The sequence below is a fragment of the Paenibacillus terrae genome (assembly GCF_000943545.1).
In the GTDB taxonomy this organism is placed as follows: domain Bacteria; phylum Bacillota; class Bacilli; order Paenibacillales; family Paenibacillaceae; genus Paenibacillus; species Paenibacillus terrae_A.
The window spans coordinates 22,965-45,099 of record NZ_JTHP01000045.1; the positions used below are offsets into that span (position 1 = coordinate 22,965).

Consider the following 22,135-nt stretch of genomic DNA (forward strand, 5'->3'; position numbering starts at 1 on the left):
AAAATTAACCTGTGGTTGGTTATTTCATTACATTTTGTGCCAGAAAGGTCGCGCTACTGCTGAATCATTGGTTTTTTCAATGATCGTGATAGTCTATTCTTAATTGATATATCCATATACTGGTGATAGGATAAGTTCAAATTATTCCGACTAAAACGGTGTGTAATGTTCATGAGAGGTTTAACATCAAGCGTGGCGCGCATAAGCAGGACAAGGCCATGGAGAATGGAGGAAGCATATACATTGAGTAGCGAGTCGGTGTTGGAGATCAAAGGGTTAACGGTATCTTTTCGCATTAAGGATGAATATTACCCCGCAGTCGACCATCTGGATCTGACGGTCAATCCCAATGAAGTGCTGGCTGTGGTCGGAGAGTCCGGATGCGGCAAAAGCGCGTTGGCGCTTTCGATAGCACAACTGCACGATCTGGAGCGTACCCGCGTGCAGGGACAGATTCTTTTTAAAGGCACGGATCTGAATCGTCTCTCCACAGGGCAAATAAACAAAATCCGTGGAGCAGGCATCGGCATGATTTTTCAGGACCCGCTGACCGCGCTGAATCCGCTAATGAGCATTGGTAAGCAAATTGAGGAAAACCTTGATTATCATACGGCCCTCTCTACGAAGCAGAAAAAGGCACGTGTGTTGGAATTGCTGGAGAGTGTGGATATTCCGAATCCCGTACGTGTATACGACCAGTATCCGCATGAGCTGTCAGGGGGGATGCGGCAGCGTGTGATGATCGCGATTGCCATCGCTTGTCGTCCTGCCCTCATTATTGCAGACGAGCCGACTACAGCGCTCGATGTAACCATTCAATCTCAAATTCTCGACTTGCTCAAGCAGCTTCAACAGGAGACTGGAAGCGGCATTATCCTGATTACGCACGATCTTGGCGTTGTGGCAGAGGTGGCGGACCGCGTGGTGGTCATGTATGCCGGAGAAATCGTGGAAAGCGCCAATGTTTTTGAATTGTTCCGACAGCCGCAACATCCGTATACGCGCTCTTTGCTTGCATCCATGCCGGGATCGGATACCAAGGGAGAACCGTTGCACGTCATCGGAGGAATCGTCCCTTCCTTGCAGAATATTCCCCGCAATAGCTGCCGCTTTGCTCCACGTATCCCCTGGATTCAGCATGAGGCGCATGAGGATCATCCCCATTTAAGTGAGGTTTCTCCCGGGCATTGGGTCCGCTGTACATGTTATCATCATTTTCATTTTGAAGACGAGGCAAAGGGGGAAGCTGCTCATGGCACTGCTGGAGCTAAATGATCTGAGAGTCCATTATCCGGTGCGCGGTGGTTTCTTCCAGCGTGTGGTCGATCAGGTAAAAGCGGTGGATGGTGTGTCCATCAGCATTGAGGCGGGTCAGACGTACGGGCTGGTTGGAGAATCCGGCTGCGGAAAAACGACTACAGGAAGGACGATCATCGGTCTAAATAAGCTGACGAGCGGACAGATTCTTTTTAAGGGAAAGGACCTTGCGGCTCTGAGCCGTAACAACCGCCATCCGCTGCGGAGAGATATTCAGATGATCTTTCAGGACCCGTATTCCTCGCTCAATCCGCGTAAGCGTGTGCTGGATGTCATCGCCGAGCCGTTGCGGAATTTTGAAAGGCTGAGTAGTGAGGAGGAACGCCGAAAAGTTCAGACGCTACTGGAAAAGGTCGGCTTGAACGCCGATGCGGCCTACAAATATCCGCATGAATTTTCCGGGGGACAGCGGCAGCGGATCGGCATTGCACGTGCGCTCACGTTGAATCCAAAGCTGATCATTGCCGATGAGCCGGTATCAGCGCTGGATGTGTCCGTTCAGGCACAGGTGCTTAATTTTATGAAGGATGTGCAGCGGGAATTTAATTTGACGTATTTGTTCATCAGCCACGATCTCGGTATCATCCGCCATATGTGCGACCAAATCGGGATTATGTACCGGGGGCGTCTGGTGGAGCAGGGAAGCGAGCAGGATATTTATGAGCATCCACAGCACTTGTATACCCAAAGGCTCATTGCGACCATTCCGAATATAGATCCTGCTAAACGGCTGGAAAATGCTCAAAAAAGGCGAACGCTGTTGTCCTCCTACAAAACAGAGCTGCCCAAACATTTGGACGAGAACGGCAAGCCGTTTGTGCTAAAAGCGGTAAGCCCGTCCCATCAAGTCGCTTTACCATAAAGGGGGGACGAAATATGTGGAAATTTACACTGCGTCGGCTGCTGATCATGATCCCTCAGCTGCTTGCTTTGAGCATACTTATCTTTTTTCTGGCAAAGGCCATGCCGGGGGATGCCCTGACAGGACTCATAACCTCGACACCCAATCTGAATCCGGCGGCGCTGGAGGAGCAACGGCAAAGGCTGGGGCTGAATGATCCGGTGTGGGTACAATATGGCAACTGGCTTGCCCAATTGGCTCATGGGGATTTGGGAAAATCTTATGTACATAAAATCGGCGTCACCGATCTGATCGGTAGCCGTCTGGGGAACACGTTCTTTTTGGGCGTGGTGATCCTGATCTTGACGTATCTGATCGCGATTCCGCTTGGCGTACTCAGTGGACGTTATCAGCATAGCCCGCTGGACAAAACCGTGGTTGGCTATACCTATCTCAGCTTTGCGACCCCCTTATTCATACTCGCGTTGCTGCTGCTGTACGTGTTCGGCTTCAGGCTCGGCTGGTTTCCGACCAGCGGCAGTGTGGATGTGGGCGTGGAGCCGGGAACCTCGGCATATTACATCAACAAGGCTTACCATCTCATATTGCCAGCGGTTACAGGAGCATTGCTCAGTACAACAGCCACGATTCAGTATTTGCGCAATGAGGTCATCGACACACGGTTAAAGGATTTTGTGAAAACAGCGCGCTCCAAAGGGGTACCCGAGGGGAAAATCTATTCCCGTCATATTTTCAAAAATTCGCTGCTGCCGATTGCCGCCTTTTTGGGCTATGACCTGACGGGAGTGATTGCGGGCAACATTTTCCTTGAATCCATCTTTGGGTATCCGGGGCTGGGGCAGCTATTTCTCCAGTCTATCACCCAACGTGATTTTTCAGTCGTGACCGCGCTGGTGATGATTTCCGGCTTCCTGGCATTATTGGGGACCCTTTTGTCTGATGTCATCCTGAGCAAGGTCGATCCCCGCATTCGGATCGAATAACGAACAACTTCAGAAGGAAGGGGAGGGATGTAAGGTGTCCATACAGGTGGAGGAGGTTTTCACGTCGGAGATCATTCGTAAATCACCATCCAGCTGGTCTGTACTGCGCCGCGAGCTGGTGCGTGACAAAATGGCGCTGGTGTCCATCGCGTTTGTGGTTTTGTTTTTGCTCTTTATTTATTCATCCGTTCTGTTTGTGAATCAGGATGTAGTTACGACGGTCGATTTGGGCGCGATCCGTGAAGCTCCAAGCTCGGTGCATTGGCTGGGCACGGACCGGGCGGGCAGAGATATTTTCGGTCAGCTGGTCATTGGGGCGCGTAATTCCTTCACGATTGGCTTCACGATTACGCTATTATCCGCTGCCATCGGCTTGACGCTGGGACTGATGGCCGGTTTTTATGGTGGCTTGGTTGATAACATCATCATGCGGATCATTGATTTTATCCTGGTGCTTCCGTTTTTGATGCTGGTGATCGTATTCGTCAGTATTGTCCCCAAGAGCGGCATAGGATCTTTTATTTTCATCATGACCGCTTTTTTGTGGATTGGAAAAGCACGCCTGATTCGAGCCAAGGTACTGTCGGAGCGGGAGCTGGACTATGTGCAGGCCTCCAAAACGCTCGGCACACCTAATTGGAAAATTATCTGGTTTGGCGTACTGCCCAATCTCAGCTCGGTCGTGATCGTCAATCTGACGCTCAGCCTCGCGGGAAATATCGGGATTGAAACTGGACTTTCCTATCTCGGCTTTGGGTTGCCAGAATCCACGCCAAGCTTGGGTACGCTGGTGAGCTACGCCAATGACCCGGATGTATTACAGAATAGCTGGTGGATGTGGTTGCCTGCATCTTTACTTATTTTGGTGCTAATGCTGGCGATCAACTTTATCGGCCAGGCGCTCAAACGCGCCACGGATGCCAGACAACGATTGGGTTAACCGAAGTTCCATAATAAGGACAATGACAAGGAGGGGCTTACAATGGTTAAACACTGGAAAAAAGGAATTCTGCCTGTTCTATCTGCAATTTTGGTGCTTTCTCTGACCGCATGCAGCGGCGCGCCATCCGCTTCAAATGGAGGAAAATCGTCTGATGGTACAGGCGGCTCAGGATCAGACAGCAAGCAGGTGAATGCGACAGCGCTGGCGAAGGCGGTCAAGAATGATACGGCACCGATTAAGGGCGGTGTCATCAATTATGCACTTGTGTCCGATACCCCTTTTGAAGGAATTTTGAACCCTGTATTTTATGATGGCAACCCGGATTTTGAAGTCTTCCAATTTTTCTATCCTTCTTTGTTTTCGATTGACTCCAATCTGAATATTGACGATAAAGGGGCGGCGACGATTTCCTTTTCCGCAGATAATAAGGCCGTGACTGTCAAAATTGATCCCAAGCTAAACTGGACGGATGGTAATCCGGTAACGGCGGAGGACTATGCTTTTTCCTATGAAGTGATTGGTCACAAGGACTACGAGGGTCCGCGTTACGATAGCTTTATGACCAATATTGTGGGTATGGAGGAATATCACGCGGGCAAGGCCAAAACGATTTCCGGCATCAACGTGCTGAATGAGAAAGAGGTTACCATTCACTTCAAGGAGCCTAATCCATCGGTGAAATCGGGACTCTGGTCTACGCCACTGGAGAAAAAGGTATTCCAGAACATCCCGGTGAAAGATATGGCCGGATCTGATCCTGTCCGTAAAAATCCGATTGGCTATGGGCCGTTCAAAATTAAATCTATGGTCACAGGTGAATCTGTGGAATTTGTCAAAAACAAGGATTATTTTCACGGTGAGCCCAAGCTGGATGGCCTTCATTTGAAGGTTGTGAACCCGAATGTCATTACGGAGGCGCTGAAAAGCGGAGAGATTGACTGGGCCAGCTATCCAACCACCCGTTATGATGAGGCCAGCAATCCGAAAAATGTACAGTTTCTCGGTCAGGAGGAATTGTCTTATAGCTATGTAGGCTTTAAACTGGGCAAATTCGATCAGGCCAAGAGTCTAAATATCATGGACCCGAACGCCAAGCTGGCGAACAAGTCATTGCGTCAGGCCCTTGGCTATGCGCTGAATAATGAGCAGGTCGGCAAGCAGCTCTTTCACGGGCTTCGGGTTCCGGCAACGTCCCTGATTCCGCCTGCCTTTAAGGGATATCATGACACGAACGCGAAGGGCATCACATATGACCCGGACAAGGCGAAAAAGCTGCTGGACGAGGCAGGATATGTGGATACCAATGGAGATGGCTACCGTGAGGACCCTAAGGGTAAGGAGCTGGTGCTCCATTATGCAGCGATGAGCGGGGATGCAACAGCCGAATCACTGGCGAAGTTCTATTTGCAAAACTGGAAGGATGTCGGGCTACATGTCGAGCTGGTAGACGGTCGTCTGCTGGAGTTCAATTCTTTCTATGACCGTGTGCAAAAGGATGATCCCGGCATTGATATTTTTGGCGGCGCATGGGGAACAGGTTCAGATGTAGATCCTGGTGGATTGTATGGACGCGGAGCCAGCTTTAACTATTCGCGTTTTACGAGTGAAGAAAATGACAAGCTGTTGAAGGAGGGGGTGTCGGTCAAAGCCTTTGACGACAACTATCGTAAAGATATATATAATCAGTGGCAGGCGTATATGAGTGAGGAAGCTCCAATCGTACCGACGTTATTCCGCTATTCGCTGGAGGCTCTGAATAACCGGGTAGCCAATTACGACATTACCCGTGGCAAGGAGTATGGTGCAGACACGTTTGCCAATATTACGTTGACGGCGGAAAAAGCAGAAGCAGCACAATAATTTAAAAAGAAGCTCGAACCGGAGTGATCCGATCTCGTGCTTCTTTTAGCCTTTTAATGTAACCATCTGCGGAATTTCGAAGGGAGAGAAAGAAGACGGAAATACGCCAGCTTCAATACTTCATAGCCGTATGCGAGGAACTGCATTTTACGAAAGCTTCTGAAAAGATCGGAATCTCCCAGCCTACGCTCAGTTTGCAAATTAAGGCGTTGGAGGAAGAACTGGGGATGACTCTCTTTAATCGTGCAGGCAAAAAGATCAAAATGACAGAGGCTGGAAAACTGTTGCTACAGCACAGCGCTCATGCGCTCAAGGATCTACAGCAGGCGAAAGCTTCCATTGAGGAGCTTCGCACCGAGCAACGGGGAAGCTTACGGATCGGTATCGCTTTGCCGGAGCTTGAGGAACCCTTGCAAGAGATGTTTATGGATTTTCATCGTTTGTTTCCTAAAATCAGTCTGCACATCCACCCCTCGTTTGAATTGCTGGAGCAGGTGCTGGATAACCGGATGGACCTTGGCATTACGCTGCACTCAGGTATAGATGAAAGGCTCGTCCAGCTACCGCTTCGGACGGAGAGCTACTGTCTTATTGTCCCGGCAGGACATGCGTTTGCCAACCGTTCTTCGATTGCACTGGACGAATTGAGGCACATGCCTTGGGCTATGCAGCCAGGGGATCATCCGGGTAGAAGGCACATTGAAAAATGCTTCTGTGATCGCGGGTATCCCTTTGCCACTGCTATGGAGACCCATTCCATTCCTGCGATCCTGCGTTGGGTACAGGAGGGACTTGCAGTGACTATCCAGACCAAATCCCTCGCAGTATCCCTGGACCGTTCATCCCTTTGCGCAGTGCCTATTTCACGGGGAGTACCCGAGGTTCGGCTGGAGCTGATTCATCGGTCAGATCGTTACACGGGAGAAGCCATTAAACGGCTGATTGAAAAAATACATGCTGTGCTGACAGAACGTTCAGTCTGGCGGCAGCTCTGATCAAGCTATGTGTGCTGAATGCTAATGAGTGCGCACCTCCAGCCTGCGTGCAAGCAGTGACATGCTGTAATTGACAGCGAAGTACAGGAAAGCGGCGAACAGCAGAGCCGGAATGACGAAGGACTGATTTTGACCTCCGACAATCTGAATGTTATGCGTCAGCTCCGGCAGACTGATAATGACCGCGAGAGAAGTATCCTTGAGCAGGGAAATGAACTGACTGACGATAGGTGGCACCATGCGGCGGAGCGCTTGCGGCAGAATGATATGCCATAACGTTCTGGAATAGCTCAGCCCGGAGGACCGTGCGGCTTCAATCTGTCCTTTATGAACGGAGTTCAAACCGCTACGGACAATCTCGGCGATCATGGCCCCCTCAAAGATCGACAGGCCCGTAATGGCTGCCCATTTAAGTGAAATGGAAAGACCAATGGACGGTAAGACCATACCGATGAAGAAAATAATGAGCAATAACGGAAGATTGCGTATCAGATCAATCAAAAAGGCCGCTACTTGTGAAATGACAGGTAAGCGCGTATAGCGCAGGATACCGAACACGATACCGAGCACGAAGCTGAACACGATGGAATAAACGGAGACCTCCAGCGTTAGCAGGAAGCCCTCCAGTATAAAACGCACATTAGGCCATACAAACAAGCCGCTGAAATCCATACGGGCTTCCCTCCTTAGGATATTTTGGACAGACGACGCTCCATATACAGGACAAGAAAGCTAAGTGGAACCGTCAAGGCAAGGTATAGCAACGCTGTGATGGCATAGACGGTGATGGGCATAAAGGTATCCGAGTTAATCAGATCCGAATAATACATCAGGTCCAGTCCGGCAACTATGGCCAGTACGGAAGAGTTTTTGACCAGATTGATGAACTGGTTGCCAATCGCAGGCAGTACAATTTTAATCGCTTGCGGCAAAATAATGCTGATCATCGTCTGGTTGTAGCTCAGCCCGGAGGAGCGCGCGGCTTCAAATTGCCCCTTCGGTACGGACTGGATGCCGGCACGTATTGCTTCTGCAATAAAGGAGGCGGTGTACACGGTCAAGCCAAGCGTTCCAGACACAAAACCATCCAAAGGAACACCCAAAGTAGGAAGTCCCAGATAAAAGAACAATACAACGATCAGTAACGGGATATTACGAATGACCTCTACATAGACAGTCCCAATCCAGTTAAGCCATTGAAAGGGCGCAATTCGGAGGATAGCGATGATCGCCCCCAGAATAAAGCTTCCGATCAAGGCAATGACACTGGCTTGAACGGTATGAAGCAAGCCTTCTCTAAAGCGGTCGCCGTGGTCGAAAAGTACGTTGATATCAAAAGTAAGCATCTGCGGACACTACCTCCATTATTCGGGTTTAACCCCAAGCCATTGCTCGTGGAGCTTATCGTATTCACCGTTGCTTTTCAGTTCCTTGAGCGTATCGTTAATGGCTTGCAGCAATTCGGTTTGTCCCTTCTTCACCGCAATGCCGTAAGGTTCCTCAGTGAAGTTTCCGCCTACGAGGGTGTAATTCGGATCTTGCTGTTGCATGCCGAGCAAAATAGAGTTATCGGTGGTCAACGCTTGCCCTTGACCTGCCTTGAGTGCATTAAATGCATCCTGGTAGTTCTCAAACTCCAGTACAGTCGCTTTGGGTGCTTTTTCACGGATATTTTTGGCGGAGGTGGAGCCTTTAACTGCGAGTACCTTGGTATCCGGGGTCAGGGACTCCAGACCGGTAATCGGGCTTCCTTTTTTCACGAGCAGGGATTGCCCGGCGTTAAAGTAGACGTCGCTGAAATCGACCTGCTTTTTACGTTCGTCCGAAATGGTCATGGTCGCGATAATGGCGTCGATGTCCCCGTTTTGCAGCAAGGTGATTCGTGTCTTGGACGTGACTTCCTTCAATTCAAGCTTGGTTTCGTCTCCAAAAATATGTTTGGCTACCGCCTTGGCAATGTCGATATCAAAGCCTTCTACTTTCCCGCTAGCCGGGTCTTTCAGACCGAACAGCTTGGTGTCGTATTTCACCCCAACAACCAGCTTGCCACGTTGCTTGATGGCTTCCAGCCCGTTGGCTGCCGCCGCCTCATTCCCCGACGTTGCCGTTCCTTGCTTGCCTCCACAGCCAGCCAAAACGAGTAGACAGGACAGTATAAGCAGCATAAGGGCACTCCATGAATATCTTTTTCTCATTTGAACAATCCCCTTTCGATTTACATTCTGAATTTACACTCCAGAGGAGTTTGCAAAAATCCTGAATCCATTTAAAGGTCTGTTTAATGATGAATTAGACGGCTCAGGAACAGGCGCGCCCGCTCTTCACCCGGATTCTGAAAAAACTCGGCAGGCTGACTGTCTTCTAAAATCTGTCCTTTGTCCATGAAAATGACGCGATCCGCTACTTCACGGGCAAAGCCCATTTCATGAGTCACAATGACCATGGTGATGCCCTGATGGGCGAGCGAACGCATAACATCCAGTACCTCCCCGATGGTTTCGGGATCCAGAGCGGAGGTAGGCTCGTCAAACAGCATAATTTTCGGATTCATCGCAAGGCCACGGGCGATAGCAACCCGTTGCTGCTGTCCCCCGGACAATTGGGCGGGGTAGCTCTGTGCTTTTTCCTCGATTCCAACACGCTTCAAATAGGTGATGGCTGTTTGGGTAGCCTCTTTCTTTGAGATGCCCAGCACCTTCATGGGTGCGAGTACAATGTTCTCAATTACCTTTTTATGGGGATACAAATTGAAATGCTGGAATACCATACCGATATTGCGCCGGAACGCGTTAATATCAATCTTTTTGTCATGTACAGGTATCTCGTTGACGATCAGCTCCCCGTCCGATATGGTTTCCAAACGGTTGATGCAGCGTAGCAGGGTGCTTTTACCCGAGCCGGAGGGTCCGATGATCACGACGACCTCGCCCTCCTTAATCTGAAGATTGATGTCTTTAAGTACATGGAAGTGACCAAAATGCTTGTTGACGTTGCGAAACTGGATCAGAAGGCTCACCCCTTTCAGGCTTGGATACATAGCTTGGTAGATTGGCTGGCATGATCAAGCTCTATCAAAATTTCAAAATTTTCTCTCATGATACTATAAGCTTACAATAAAAAACAAGATTTTATGTCATAAAACTTCACTCAAAATATATTTTTATGTAATTATTCATGAGTGAATCGCTATTTTCACATGTGAACGAGCATGAATACACAATTTAATGTTATTTTATTTGACATAAAATAATCTCCTTCGACATTCCAAAGGAGAAACGTGACAAAAGCAACGCTATGTTTTACAGTAGGGGAGAAGGAATTTAGGGTAAAGGAAGGTTAGTGCAATGACGAAAGCTATTTCACCGCTGGTAACCGCATTGGGCATGGAGCCCCATCCGGAAGGCGGCTGGTACAAAGAAATGTGGAAGTCCCATTTTCAAATTCCGAAGCCTGTACTGCCGGATGTGTATTCCGGTCCGCGCTTTGCAGCTTCATCGACGTATTTTTTGCTGCATCCGGGCGAGTTCTCCGAGTGGCATGTCGTGCATTCGGATGAGCTGTGGCTGTATCATAGCGGAAGCCCTGTGGAGTTGAAATTGGGTGGAAGCGGAGAACAACCTGGTGAAGAAACGGTGATTATCGTCGGTGCCGATGTGGAGGCAGGACAGCATCCACAAGCGCTGGTGCCGGGCACAGTATGGCAAACGGCACGTCCGCTTGGGGATGAGCCTGTGCTGGTAACCTGTGTCGTTGCTCCGGGATTCCACTTTGACGATTTCAAGCTGATTGCAAAGGGTAAAACTGAATAAAGAAGTTTTTATTGGCGGGTGTGTTCCTTAAATCAACAGGAATGGCCCGCCTGATTTATATTCTCAGCTGGGTTTGGATTGTTTCCTAGCTTATAGAGGTGCAGGTTGTTTTTTGGCATGGGCATTATGGCGCTTTCGAATGTCTTTTGCGAGGTTTTTGATCCGTGTAGTGTTGTATGAACTGCTCTGTTTCCGGCTAATCCTGGAATACACGGCATAACGATTTCTTCCCATTCGTTTGGCATGGTACATGGCGATATCCGCCTCTTTGAGCAATGTCTGCAAATTCCCCTTCTGGGATGGGTTCAAACTAATGCCAATACTTCCCGTGACAGATAGTCTGTGTCCATGAATGCTGTAGGCGCTGCTGATTTTTCTTAGGAGGAGTTGCGCCAAAATTTTTACCTGGTCGGAATCAAAATTTTTTATAATGAGTAAAAATTCATCCCCTCCAATTCGAAAAGCCTTTTGGTTCGCATTCATGACTTGTAGCAGATGAAGGCTAACTTCATGTAACAACATATCGCCAACCTTGTGTCCATAAGCATCATTAATGGCTTTGAAGCCGTCCAGGTCAATGTATAAAATAGCAGTGCTTTCTTTGCCTTTATGTTGCTTCCAAAAGTGGTTGAGCGCATTCCGATTGAACAAACCTGTTACAGGGTCTTGGTAAGCAAGTTTCCTTAGCATAGTTCTTTCCACAAATACAGACCTTAAAAAAATCCCAAGGCATGTCCATACGATCAGGTTTAAGATCAATAAACACAAGAGCATATAGGAGTTTTGAGCTAAATTCAAGTTCATGTCACCACCCATATCATGATAGTACCCCTTCCTCGCTTTGTGTAAGCCAAGAAAGGGGATTGTTTGATTATTTCATTCTTTTATTTTTGTGCATCCGTCTGTATTTCAAATAGGCACCCAGAAGAATGAAAGACATTCCGCTCAAATAGAAGGGAGCAGGACTGTTTTCTCCTGTCTGCGGTAATTTATTTACCTGCGGAGTACGACCTGAATCACTTGGGTCCTCGGGGTCCTCAACAGGGAACTTGATGCCTCCTTTGGGTATGGGTTCATCTTCAATCTCTACAGGTGGAGACGATTTCTGAGGAGGATCCATTTCTGGCGATTCCGGCAGCGCATCGGGTTCTGCAGGAGGCTGCTCAATCTCTGGAACACCCAATGGCACATCTTCATCTTCAACGATCTGTGGCTCATTGGTTACTGGCTTAACGGGTACATTCGGCGTTTCTGTGGGTTCAGGATCTTTATCGTGCTTTTTACCTGAACCCGGATTGGTAGGCGTTCCTGGATTCGTAGGCGTTTCCGGATCAGTAGGTTTACCCGGATCGACAGGGGTCTCTTTTTCATTAGTTACCACAATCTGCTTAATACCTGAGCTTTGTTTAACCGTGGCGTCTATTTTGACCGCTGTCTTCGAGGCTATTATTTTATAGCCTGTTGGAGCCGCAAGTTCCTCCAGAATATATTCATCATACAGCAATGAATTGAACAAAATTTTCCCGTCTGCATTGGTAGTTTGAATGAGCGGGGCTCTTTTTTGGTTCTTATCATAGAGTGCAAAGCGCGCTCCAGGCAACACCTTGTCAGGATGATCCTGGTCAACCTTGGTCACTTCCAGGCTTCCTGTTATGCCTCCCCCTGAACCTGAACCGGAGGATGTCCGCACGATGATTTCTTTACTGGTTTCTCTCAGCTCCGTAGTTAAGCGGTCGCCTTCAAAATAGACGCTGTTACTCACTTTCGCTTTATCATCCGCTTGAATAAAAGATTGATATTCCAAAATATAGCCGGATGAAATGGCCTGTGTGAAGCCAAGCTCAAAGGATTGCTGACCTTGATCGTTAGTCGCAATTTTCAGCTTATAGTCCTGATCTTTGACTAATTCAGTGTCTTTGGCAGCTTCTCCGTTGGCTGATACTCTGGTGGAATACAAATGAAAGGAATCTTCAATCAGGATTTGGTTGCTGCTGGGTGTATCCACGATTTTGGCGTTGGAGACATAAGATTGCCCTTCATTGATACGGATCTGCCAGTCAATCTTATTACCATTCTGGCTACCGGCTTTTGTAACGTATTCTCCCCCATGAGGCACAGTTACTTTGGCTGCCCACTCAGAGATCATGTTTTTTCCATCCATCAGCAGAGCCTTATTGTTGATTTCTTTATCAATAATCTCTCCCTCCAATGTGGTCTGGAAAGTGATCCAGTAGGGAGTGTTGATCTGTTCATTAAAACGGATACGCAGCTCATTGCCGTTATCAGCGGTGGGAAGAACAAGGGTGTATTGGTCTGCCGACAGTTCAGCTCCCTTTTCCACACCATTCCACCATCCAAGCAGTGTCATGTCATACACTTTGACAGAGCCGGGAACCAGCTTCTGACCTTGCTGTAGCGTATCCTTTATTTCAGCCTGATTCAGGGTTTTACGGTTATAGTTCGTCAAGATGTCCCATGTGATGTGCTTGGAGGTAGCGTTATAGCTTCCTTGCTTGGCACCGTTCTGCTGTGTCAGATTGTCAGGCCATAGCCGGGCTTCGGCTTCAGCAGAGTAGGGCGTTCCATTTTGCACCCATGAGATGGAAGCTTTATTCCAGAACTCCGGCTTGCTCGTATCCTTTTTCCATTCATTGTTAAATGTTGTTGAATAGCTGATGGTATACGCGTCCTGGATCGTTTTATGGAAACGTATCGTGAATCCTTGCTTATAGTCTTGCGATAAAGGAATCAGTTCATAATCTGCTGGTGATGTTAGCGTTGATTTTCCGTCCGCGCTTTGGATCTTTAATGTATCTGGTAAGAGAGCCAGACCGCCATTCGGAAACGTATCGTTGATCACAACCTGATTCATCGTGTATTTATCCGTATTGATGGCAATAACCCAGGGAATCGTTTTTGTGTTGTAGTTCGGTTCCTTGAAGCCTTTCACAATGACCCCGCTTTTTAGCTCGGTAGTGGTATCTTTGGTTACTCCATCAGACGTTACGGTATTCGTTATCCGTTCATTTTTAAGTACACGATCTACCGCCTTGGTTTGATAACGGATCGTGTATGCTGTCTCCACATCGGAGTTGAAGCGTAAATCGAAGCCGTTGGCCGTTCCATTGCTAACCAGTGAGACGGTATATTCAGAGGAAGAAAGTTCCTCTGAAGTAGCTCCTTTGTACACTTTAAGTGAACCGGCCACGAGCTGCTGGCTTTTGTTGAAACGGTCAGCTAACACGGCTTTCCCGGCGGGAATTTTCTTTTCGCCAAAATTATACTTGATCGCCCAGGATACCGTTTGAGTAACCGGATCGTATTGCTCCACTTTTTTGGACAAAAATTCGCCGCGTTGAACGGTTACTGTAGCTGTTGCAGAAGCTTCTTTCGTATTGCTGCCTGAAAAAGTAGCTGTGTTGGAAAAACGGGATTCTTCGCTGGTGATGTTTGTGGAGTATTGGATTCGGTATGCGCTGCGGATGTTTTCATCTTTAAAACGGATGATGAAGCCGGTACCAGCCGAATCGGCTTCCAGCGTATACTTATCCTTATCTACCGGATCACGCAGCAAGGTTGAACCATCCACGTTGATTTGTAAATGGTATAACCGGATAGAATCCCTTACCAGCTCCAATCCTTGGGGAGTCGGGTCGGTGACTACAGCATGTTGAACCGTATCCAATTGTTTATTTACGTCAATCGTCCAATCAATCTGACGGGTTCCATTGGCTTTCCCTTGCTTATCCAGGGAAGAGCCTGCCGCAGGCTTGATATTTACGACTGCTGTTTGTACGCCACCCTTGATCGGGATGGCGATAATGACCTCTGTACTGCCTTTTTCTATTTGCTTGCTGAACTCGGTCTTAACCTCCAGTTTTCCGCTGACATTGGAATGGCTCTCCACGTAATCGTTAAAAGTCATGACCACTTTGCCTTGGCGGTCTACCGTGAAATGGCCAACATTTCCATCTGTCGTAACCAAAGGAGAGGAGATATCTGTGTAGATTTCAAATTGCTCGGGCAATTGAAAGGTAAAAGTGTCTCCGGCTTTGTACGTATTGTTGGGAAGCTCCCAGTCATAAATGAGATGGACTGCATCGTCAATGTCCAAGCGACTATCGGGATTATATACCGCATCAATCACTTGACCGGTCGCATCGGTCAGGGTAAGTTTCGTTAATATACTCGCTTGAGCAGCTTTTTCAGAATTTGTGGCGACCGCTGCTTGAACAACAGGAGCTGGTAGGGAAGGAGGCATCTGCTGTTCTGGTTCTATGACTGGTTCTGTTTCGGGTACTACGATATCATATACATCATTTGTAACGGTTTGCCCTGCCTCGGTTCCAGCAATCTCCGGCTGATCCGGGGCAGGGATTTGAGCATAAGCTTGGGTGATACCAAAAAAGCTTTGTAAAATGAGTAATAGTGCAATAATCATTACATTCCATTTTTTTCTCATACTCTATTTAAGTCTCCTTTCTAAAGATTACTGTATAAAGATTACTGTATATTGTATTCATGTCCGGGCGTTTATAGCATCCCTCCTTCTTTCCCGGAAGTAATATATTCAACGGACTAAGAGTCTGCCCAATGAAATAGAGATACCCCCTAACGCTGCAAATTAAGTAAATCTGAGTAGCAAAGGGTGTTCGGATATGGCGAACAGATCCAGCTTTAGGTGCTTTGTCGGGCCTGAACAATGAGGCGATGTGTCGGATTTACAAGAGGGTCACATGTAATTAATGTGAGCAGCTTTTGATTTTCAAAGCTTTTCAGAACGGAGACGTCTGTAGGAGCGACAATCGAAATTTTATAGACTGTATAACTATATTGTTCACCCTTGGTATTAATAATGATTTTATCTCCAATCTTTACCTCGTTCAGCCGATTAAATAAACGTCCTGCTGTACGCGCACGGTGGGCTGCTATGGCGGCGTTTCCTGTCTGACCCAGAGCTGCCGTTTCCGACATATGTACAGATGCGTGCTTCATATTATCCCGAGTTGCACCCTCCAGCACAGGAAGCTTCAAATCAATGCGATTAATGCTAATGGTGGCAATGGGGAGTTGCCTAGGATCTGTTTCATTTGCAGGTACCGAAGGACCTCGTGTGGTTTCGATGCCCGTGTTTTCTGCAAGCTTGCTGGACAAGCGCTTATAGCCGTCGATAATGCTAGGGTTCAGCACCTCTGCTTCTTTCAAAAGCTCGCTCTGCTTCCGATCTTCGTTCCATTCATTGGCTTTAGGAAACAAAATAACGAGTATTCCCAAGGCGATGAACAAGTATGATAGCTTACGCAATCTAAAAAACCTCCCTAACTTATGTAAGTGTATCACATACTGATTTTAAAAATCCCCCCTTTCTCATTTAGTGTAGTCTGAGAAAGGGAGGGGATGATTATTTTTATTTTTTGCCCATCCGTCTATATTTCAGATATGCGCCACAAATGATCATAGCTAGACCTGTTAAATAGAAGGGAGCAGGGCTGTTTTCTCCTGTTTGTGGCAATTTATTTGCCAATGGTGAAACATTCAGATCTTTCGGTACATCAACAGGAACTTTGATTCCACCACGAGGCAGAGAGTCGTCATCACTTTCCACGGGGGGATTAGGTTCCTTATTAGGTTTAATGATTGGTAATTTCGATTTTGCTTTCGGTGCAGGTGTAGATTCAGGCACAATACCACCCGTTGGCAGGCCCCCATCATCATCCGTCTGTTTTTTGTCAGGTGTAGATTCAGGCACGATGCTATCTAATACCGGGCTCTCACCATCCACAGTCTGTTCTTTATTGTCCACTAAAGGAACGGGTATAGACGGTGTAGTTGTTGTTTCAGGCTCCTTGTCGCGTTTTTTGCCTGATCCCGAGCTGGTAGACGTACCTGGATTAGTAGGCGTACCAGGCGTACCCGGGCTGGTAGGTGTACCAGGCGTACCTGGGTTGGTAGGTGTACCAGGCGTACCTGGGTTGGTAGGTGTACCAGGCGTGCCCGGATTAGTAGGTGTACCAGGTGTACCCGGATCTGTGGTGTTTTCTTTTTTGTTGGTTACCACAACCTTCTTTATGCCGGCACTTTGTTTGATCGTTTCGTCTATTTTGATTTCAAGCTTACTATCCATTATTTTATAGCCTTGGGGAGCTACAAGCTCTTCCAAGATGTAATCATCATGGAGCAATGCAGAGAACACAATTTTCCCTTCCGCATTGGTAGTTTGAATGATTGGGGCTCTTTTTTCCGCTTTATCATAGAGCGCGAATTTTGCTCCGGGCAGTACCTTATCAGGCTCATCTTGATCAACCTTTGTAATTTCGAGGCTTTCTTTAATACCGCTGCCTGAACTGGAGCCGGAAGAAGTCCGCACAATAATTTCTTGATTCATCTCCTTCTGTTCTGTCGTTAAGCGATCCCCTTCAAAGGTTACTTTGTTGCTCACCTTTTCTTTGTCAGCTGCATCAATGAACGCTTGATATTCCAGAATAAAGGCGGAGGAAATCTCCTTCGTAAAAGCAAGCTCAAAAGTTTCCTGACCTTGAGCATCTGGCTTGAAAATGAGCTTGTAATCAAGATCCCTGGTTAGTTCTGTACTCTTGGTAACCTTCCCGTTTTCAGACACCACAGTTGAATACAGATGAAAAGAATTCTCGATCAGAATCTGATTGCTGCTGGGATGATCCACAATTTTAGCATTTGTTACTTGAGACTGTCCTTCGTTTATACGGATTTGCCAGTTGATTTTATTCCCGTTCTGGCTGCCGCTTTTAGAAACATATTCTCCACCGTGAGGTAAGGTTACTTGGGCTGACCATTCTGAGATTATATTTTCTCCATCCAGAAAAAGGGCCTTATTGCGGATTTCTCTTTCAATAAGTTCTCCTTCCAGCGTCGTTTGGAACGTAATCCAATATGGGGTTTGAATCTGATTGTTAAATTGGATACGCAACGTGTTGCCATTTTGTTCGGATGGAAGAATAAGTGTGTACTGGTCTGCTGGTAATTCGGAGCCCTTTTCCACGCCGTTCCTCGATCCAGTCAGTGTCATGTCGTACACTTTAACGGAGTTTGGCAGTAGCCTCTGACCTTGCAGCAATGGATCTTTTATTTCCGGTTGTTTCAGGGTCTTACGGTTATAGTTGGCCTTAATGTCCCATGTGATGTGCTTGGAGCTGGCATTGTAGCTTCCTTGCTTGGCTCCATTCTGCTGGGTCATGATGTCTGGAAAGACCCGGGCGTCTGCTTCTGCAGATTTTGAATCTCCGTCCTGTTGCCATTCAATGACGGATTTATTCCAGAACTCAGGCTTTGTTGTATCTTTTTTCCAGTCATTATTGAATGTGGTTGAATATTTGATCGTATAAGTATCTTTAATCGATGTATGGAAAATGATATTAAACCCTTGTTTATAATCCGGTGATAACGGAATCAGCTCATAATCTGCGGGGGCTTGAAGCTCCGTTTTTCCGTCAGCGGATTGGATTTTCAAAGTGTTCGGCAACAAGGCCAGGCCGTCGTTGGGAAATACATCCTTGATGACGATATCGTTCATAGTATATTGATCTTCATTGATGGTAATAACCCAAGGTATGAATTTTGCGTTGTAGTTCGGCTCCTTGGATTCTTTAATAATAATTCCACTTTTAAGTTGTGCGGTGGCATCCTTAGAGACTCCACCTGAAGTCACACGGTTCGTTACCTTATCATCTTGATATACACGTTCTTTGGCTTTCGTTTGATAACGAATGGTATAGGCTGTATCCACATCGGAGTTGAATTGGAGATCAAAGCCGTTGCTGTCCAGATCATTCGTAACCGGAGAGACGGTATATTCTGAGGATGGAAGCACCTCTTGAGTGTCGTCTTTGTATATTTCAAGTGAATCGGGAAGCCATACCTGACTGTTGTTGAACCGATCACTTAACAAGGCTTTGTCGGCAGGTATTTTCTTTTCGCTGAAGTTGTACTTGATCACCCAAGATACCGTTTGTGTAACAGGGTCGTAACTTTCCACCTTCTTGGACAAAAATTCTCCGCGATCAACCTGTACGGTAGCGGTAGCAGAGACACCATTCATAGAGTCTCCCGAAAAAGTAGCTGTGTTGGAGAATCGGGTCTCGTCACTTGTAATATCTGTAGAATACTGAATCTGATAGGCTTGGCTGATGCTCTCGTCTTTAAAACGAATAACAAAGCCCGTACCGGCTTGATCTGGTTCGAGCGTATACTTGTCCCCACTGATTGGGTCCTTAACTACCGTCGAGCCGTCAATATTGACTTGCAGATTATACAGTTGGAAGGAGTCTCGCAACAGCTCCAGCCCTTGAGGAGTCGGGTCAGTTACGATCGCATTCTTTACGGTGTCCAATTGTGTATTCACATTAATGGCCCAGTCAATCTTGTTTTTGCCGTTAGCTTTTCCTTGTTTACTTATTGGGGGACCGGACACGGGTTTGATGTTGACGATGGATGTTTGTACCCCGATCTTAATTGGAGTCGAAATAATGACTTCTGTGCTGCCTTTTGCAACTTCCTTACTGAACTCGGTTTTTACTTGCAGTTTTCCGCTTACGTTGGAATGATTCTCTACGTAATCGTTAAAGGTCATAATGACTTTCCCTTGGCGATCTACCGTAAAGGTACCAACCTCTCCATCTGTTGAAATCAACGGAGACGAGATATCTGTGTAAATTTCAAATTGTTCCGGTAAGTTAAAGGTGAAGGTATCGCCTTCTTTATGCTGATTGTCCGGAATCTCCCATTCATAGCTCAGCTGGACTGCCGCGCCAATGTCCACACGGACGCCAGGATTATCGACAGCATCAATGATACGGCCGGTTTCATCCGTCAAGATCAGCTTGGTTAAAATATTGTCTGCTTGAACTGAGTTGGCCGCTGCCTGAATCATGGGAGCTATGCTGGGAGGTGCCTCTAATGGTTCAGGGTTTGGAATACCGTATACATCTTCCATAACTGTATTCGCAGGATCGCTTATAGCGCTTTCTGGTACAGCCGTGGTTGAAGTGTCTGCGTAAGCCAACGCTGCACTAAAAAAACTTTGGAAAATAAGCAATAGTACAATGATCGTTGCGTTTATTTTTGTTCTCATACTCTTAAGTAAGTCTCCTATTCATCATAATATTATGGAAAGTACCCGGGCGGATTTGGTTCCCCCTTCTTTCTTGTCCCGGAAATAGTATATTCAACAACTTAGTTTTTAAATGACTGACTAGATATACAATACCTTCCTTATCTCAACAATTTCTCAACAAGAATAGAAAAAAGCCCTGATCGCAGTGATCAGGGCTTTCTAAAAGAAATTAATATTGCTTTGTTTTTGTGTATTTGGAGGGTTCTTTGGCCATTGCAAACTTCTGTTTTCCGCTTTTTAGAGCGGCATCTACTGTAGTGTCAATGATAACCCATTGATTGTTGATATTGACTTCATTCCAGGCGTGGTAAGTTTTCACATAGGAGGATTCACCCATAACCAGCTTCGTTGGAACATCCACACTTCGAAGCATGGCGGCGAACAGTGAAGCGTATCCATAGCAAATGTCTTTTTGCGAAACTATTGTACGATCAATTTGTGGAAGGTAGTCTGTTGATAGGTTGAAAGGCTGATTGGAATCGTATTTAATATGACTAATGACATACTCGTAAATACGTTTCACCTTTTCATCATCTGTCGTTGCACCCTTGGTTAATTCCTTGGCTTTCCGAATCGCCTGATTCGTATCGCTCCAGTCAATATTTTGAATAGAATTGAGGTATATGGTTTTACTGTCATTCAAATTTAACTGGACCGTTTCTTCACCTATCACTTTATACTGGTTGCCAGTTAACTGTTCCAATAAACGAATGTTATAATTGCCATTGCCCATTTGAAGAGCAAATGCTTCCTCAGGCTTGCTCGAATTCAGATAATAAGAGTATTTCTCCGCATCCTTGGTAATTACAATCTTGGTTTTGACATTGGAGTTGACAGGATAACGTATACTAACAATACCGTGGTTTACGTTGTTTTGATTCAGCCATGCCTGACTTTCGGCAGCAAATGCTGTCGTATGTAGGGGGATGGATAACAAAAAACCAAAATAATTAAAAAAGATGACATTTTCCTCATAGAAAAACTTCCTTTCGGCGGCCAGGCTGCCATCTTAAAAAGAAGGCCCTATAGCTTTGCGTCCCTGCCTTTCGACAGGTTTGCTATTATCGTATAAAGTTTTTCAGGAAAAAAAGACACGACAAAAAGCCTCTCCAACCGGTAGCTGGCTGCCATCTTAAAAAGAAGGCCCTGTAGCTTTGCGTCCCTGCCTTTCGACAGGTTTGCCATTTATCCTGAACAGTCTATATCTATCATTCTATCAGTTGGACTTCCGATTAGGCAAGCACAATCTCAGATTTTCTCTGTTTTTCGACAAAGTCATATAATAGATGAGTTTATAGTTTGGTTCGATTCCCCCATTTTTTGCGGAAGGAATGTGGGGTTTCTCCGACATGTTCCTTGAACAGGTTGATAAAATGGCTAGTGTTGGGAATCCCTACAAACCGTGCGATATCCACAATGGATTCGTCACTGGTTTTAAGCCAGCCTTGAGCCGCTGTGATGCGGACATTAATGAGATAATCAATTGGAGAAAATCCAATCTGTTTCTTGAAGTTTTTAGCGAGATTGAATTTGTTCAACTCAAACATGTCTGCCAGCGAATCCAGCGTAATTCGTTCACTGTAGGATCGATCCAAATATTGCTGAACCTTGCGTACCTCGGTGATCGTATCCTGATTTACATACGGATGATCGTAGGGGTGCTGCAAAATATACGTCAGCAACTCACTGATGAGTCTGGATGTCAACAGCTCAGCAGAGAGAGTTCTGTCAGATTGTACGCATAAGAGGGAACGCAGCTTGTCCAATATGGTGACTGGATCGTTGAGTGATATTACAGGCTTGTTGTGCTTGGCAAATTGTTCGTAGAAATTGTCGATCAGATTGCCGTACACATTTACACTGATAAACTCCCATGCTTCATGACCAGCGCTGCTGTACTGTACGAATTCCTCACAATTAACAAATAACATATCATGAGGCTTCAATATGTATTTTTTCTCCCGGTACAGTAATTCCCCTTGTCCTGATAACGTAAAAACGAGCAGAAACGAGGTGAGTTCCTTCCGTTCCATGGCATAAGCAGATGTTTTTTTGAAATAACCTATTTCCTGTATATAAAAAAGGGATCGCTTGGCAAAAGCGGAGGGAGTACGTGCAATGACGACTGGATCGCTACTCCAAGGGGTCCCATTCCCGTTGTTTTTTTGGTCTGTTGTCATATCCAATTCCTTTACAAAAGAGCAAATTTATCAAGCTA

The 22,135-nt window shown here is 46.5% G+C and carries 17 protein-coding genes and 2 riboswitches; of the genes, 7 read left to right on the plus strand and 10 right to left on the minus strand.

Annotation, left to right across the window (positions count from 1 at the left end):
• Nucleotides 1-243: 243 nt before the first annotated feature.
• The 6 genes from QD47_RS19775 (at nucleotide 244) to QD47_RS19800 (ending at nucleotide 6,960) form a co-directional block, all read left to right on the plus strand.
• Nucleotides 244-1,275 (plus strand): ABC transporter ATP-binding protein, encoded by a 1,032-nt coding sequence (locus QD47_RS19775; RefSeq protein WP_082067243.1) that lies wholly within the window; start codon nucleotides 244-246, stop codon nucleotides 1,273-1,275.
• Nucleotides 1,253-2,179, plus strand: coding sequence for an ABC transporter ATP-binding protein (locus QD47_RS19780; protein WP_044647739.1), 927 nt, complete (start codon nucleotides 1,253-1,255; stop codon nucleotides 2,177-2,179). Before QD47_RS19775 ends, QD47_RS19780 begins: the two co-directional genes overlap by 23 nt.
• 14 nt (nucleotides 2,180-2,193) lie before the next feature.
• Nucleotides 2,194-3,162, plus strand: coding sequence for an oligopeptide ABC transporter permease (gene opp4B, locus QD47_RS19785; protein WP_044647740.1), 969 nt, complete (start codon nucleotides 2,194-2,196; stop codon nucleotides 3,160-3,162).
• Nucleotides 3,163-3,202: 40 nt separating this feature from the next.
• Nucleotides 3,203-4,102 carry an ABC transporter permease gene (locus QD47_RS19790; RefSeq protein ID WP_044647760.1) on the plus strand — a complete coding sequence of 300 codons (900 nt, stop codon included), beginning with the start codon at nucleotides 3,203-3,205 and terminating at the stop codon, nucleotides 4,100-4,102.
• 42 nt (nucleotides 4,103-4,144) lie between these two features.
• Nucleotides 4,145-5,965 (plus strand): oligopeptide ABC transporter substrate-binding protein, encoded by a 1,821-nt coding sequence (opp4A, locus tag QD47_RS19795; protein WP_044647741.1) that lies wholly within the window; start codon nucleotides 4,145-4,147, stop codon nucleotides 5,963-5,965.
• Between the two features lie 101 nt (nucleotides 5,966-6,066).
• Nucleotides 6,067-6,960, plus strand: a complete 894-nt coding sequence (locus tag QD47_RS19800; protein WP_268794261.1) for a LysR family transcriptional regulator — start codon at nucleotides 6,067-6,069, stop codon at nucleotides 6,958-6,960.
• A 21-nt stretch (nucleotides 6,961-6,981) separates the two neighbouring features.
• Here the strand turns inward: QD47_RS19800 and QD47_RS19805 are convergent, their stop codons facing one another.
• From QD47_RS19805 to QD47_RS19820, 4 genes are all read right to left on the minus strand, one after another.
• Complete coding sequence (locus QD47_RS19805) at nucleotides 6,982-7,632, minus strand: amino acid ABC transporter permease (protein WP_044647743.1); 651 nt, start codon at nucleotides 7,630-7,632, stop codon at nucleotides 6,982-6,984.
• A gap of 14 nt (nucleotides 7,633-7,646) precedes the next feature.
• Nucleotides 7,647-8,306 (minus strand): amino acid ABC transporter permease, encoded by a 660-nt coding sequence (locus tag QD47_RS19810; RefSeq protein ID WP_044647744.1) that lies wholly within the window; start codon nucleotides 8,304-8,306, stop codon nucleotides 7,647-7,649.
• Nucleotides 8,307-8,324: 18 nt separating this feature from the next.
• Nucleotides 8,325-9,155 carry a transporter substrate-binding domain-containing protein gene (locus QD47_RS19815; RefSeq protein WP_044647745.1) on the minus strand — a complete coding sequence of 277 codons (831 nt, stop codon included), beginning with the start codon at nucleotides 9,153-9,155 and terminating at the stop codon, nucleotides 8,325-8,327.
• A gap of 83 nt (nucleotides 9,156-9,238) precedes the next feature.
• Nucleotides 9,239-9,997 carry an amino acid ABC transporter ATP-binding protein gene (locus QD47_RS19820; RefSeq protein WP_044647746.1) on the minus strand — a complete coding sequence of 253 codons (759 nt, stop codon included), beginning with the start codon at nucleotides 9,995-9,997 and terminating at the stop codon, nucleotides 9,239-9,241.
• A 307-nt stretch (nucleotides 9,998-10,304) separates the two neighbouring features.
• Between QD47_RS19820 and QD47_RS19825 the strand changes: the two genes are divergently transcribed.
• Nucleotides 10,305-10,769, plus strand: a complete 465-nt coding sequence (locus QD47_RS19825) for a cupin domain-containing protein (RefSeq protein WP_014279425.1) — start codon at nucleotides 10,305-10,307, stop codon at nucleotides 10,767-10,769.
• A 90-nt stretch (nucleotides 10,770-10,859) separates the two neighbouring features.
• Here the strand turns inward: QD47_RS19825 and QD47_RS19830 are convergent, their stop codons facing one another.
• From QD47_RS19830 to QD47_RS19855, 6 genes are all read right to left on the minus strand, one after another.
• Entirely contained in the window at nucleotides 10,860-11,459 is a 600-nt protein-coding gene (locus QD47_RS19830) for a GGDEF domain-containing protein (protein ID WP_235332308.1), read from the minus strand.
• A 181-nt stretch (nucleotides 11,460-11,640) separates the two neighbouring features.
• Entirely contained in the window at nucleotides 11,641-15,231 is a 3,591-nt protein-coding gene (locus QD47_RS19835; protein ID WP_044647747.1) for a collagen binding domain-containing protein, read from the minus strand.
• A 215-nt stretch (nucleotides 15,232-15,446) separates the two neighbouring features.
• Nucleotides 15,447-16,073, minus strand: a complete 627-nt coding sequence (locus QD47_RS19840; RefSeq protein ID WP_044647748.1) for a class D sortase — start codon at nucleotides 16,071-16,073, stop codon at nucleotides 15,447-15,449.
• Nucleotides 16,074-16,176: 103 nt separating this feature from the next.
• A complete protein-coding gene (locus QD47_RS19845; RefSeq protein ID WP_044647749.1) occupies nucleotides 16,177-19,875 on the minus strand; it encodes a collagen binding domain-containing protein in 3,699 nt (1,232 codons plus the stop codon).
• A gap of 211 nt (nucleotides 19,876-20,086) precedes the next feature.
• Entirely contained in the window at nucleotides 20,087-20,854 is a 768-nt protein-coding gene (locus QD47_RS19850) for a transglutaminase domain-containing protein (protein ID WP_044647750.1), read from the minus strand.
• A 51-nt stretch (nucleotides 20,855-20,905) separates the two neighbouring features.
• A riboswitch (cyclic di-GMP riboswitch) is annotated at nucleotides 20,906-20,987 on the minus strand.
• Between the two features lie 42 nt (nucleotides 20,988-21,029).
• Nucleotides 21,030-21,110, minus strand: a riboswitch (cyclic di-GMP riboswitch).
• Between the two features lie 99 nt (nucleotides 21,111-21,209).
• Nucleotides 21,210-22,097 (minus strand): AraC family transcriptional regulator, encoded by an 888-nt coding sequence (locus QD47_RS19855; protein WP_044647751.1) that lies wholly within the window; start codon nucleotides 22,095-22,097, stop codon nucleotides 21,210-21,212.
• Nucleotides 22,098-22,135: the final 38 nt, after the last annotated feature.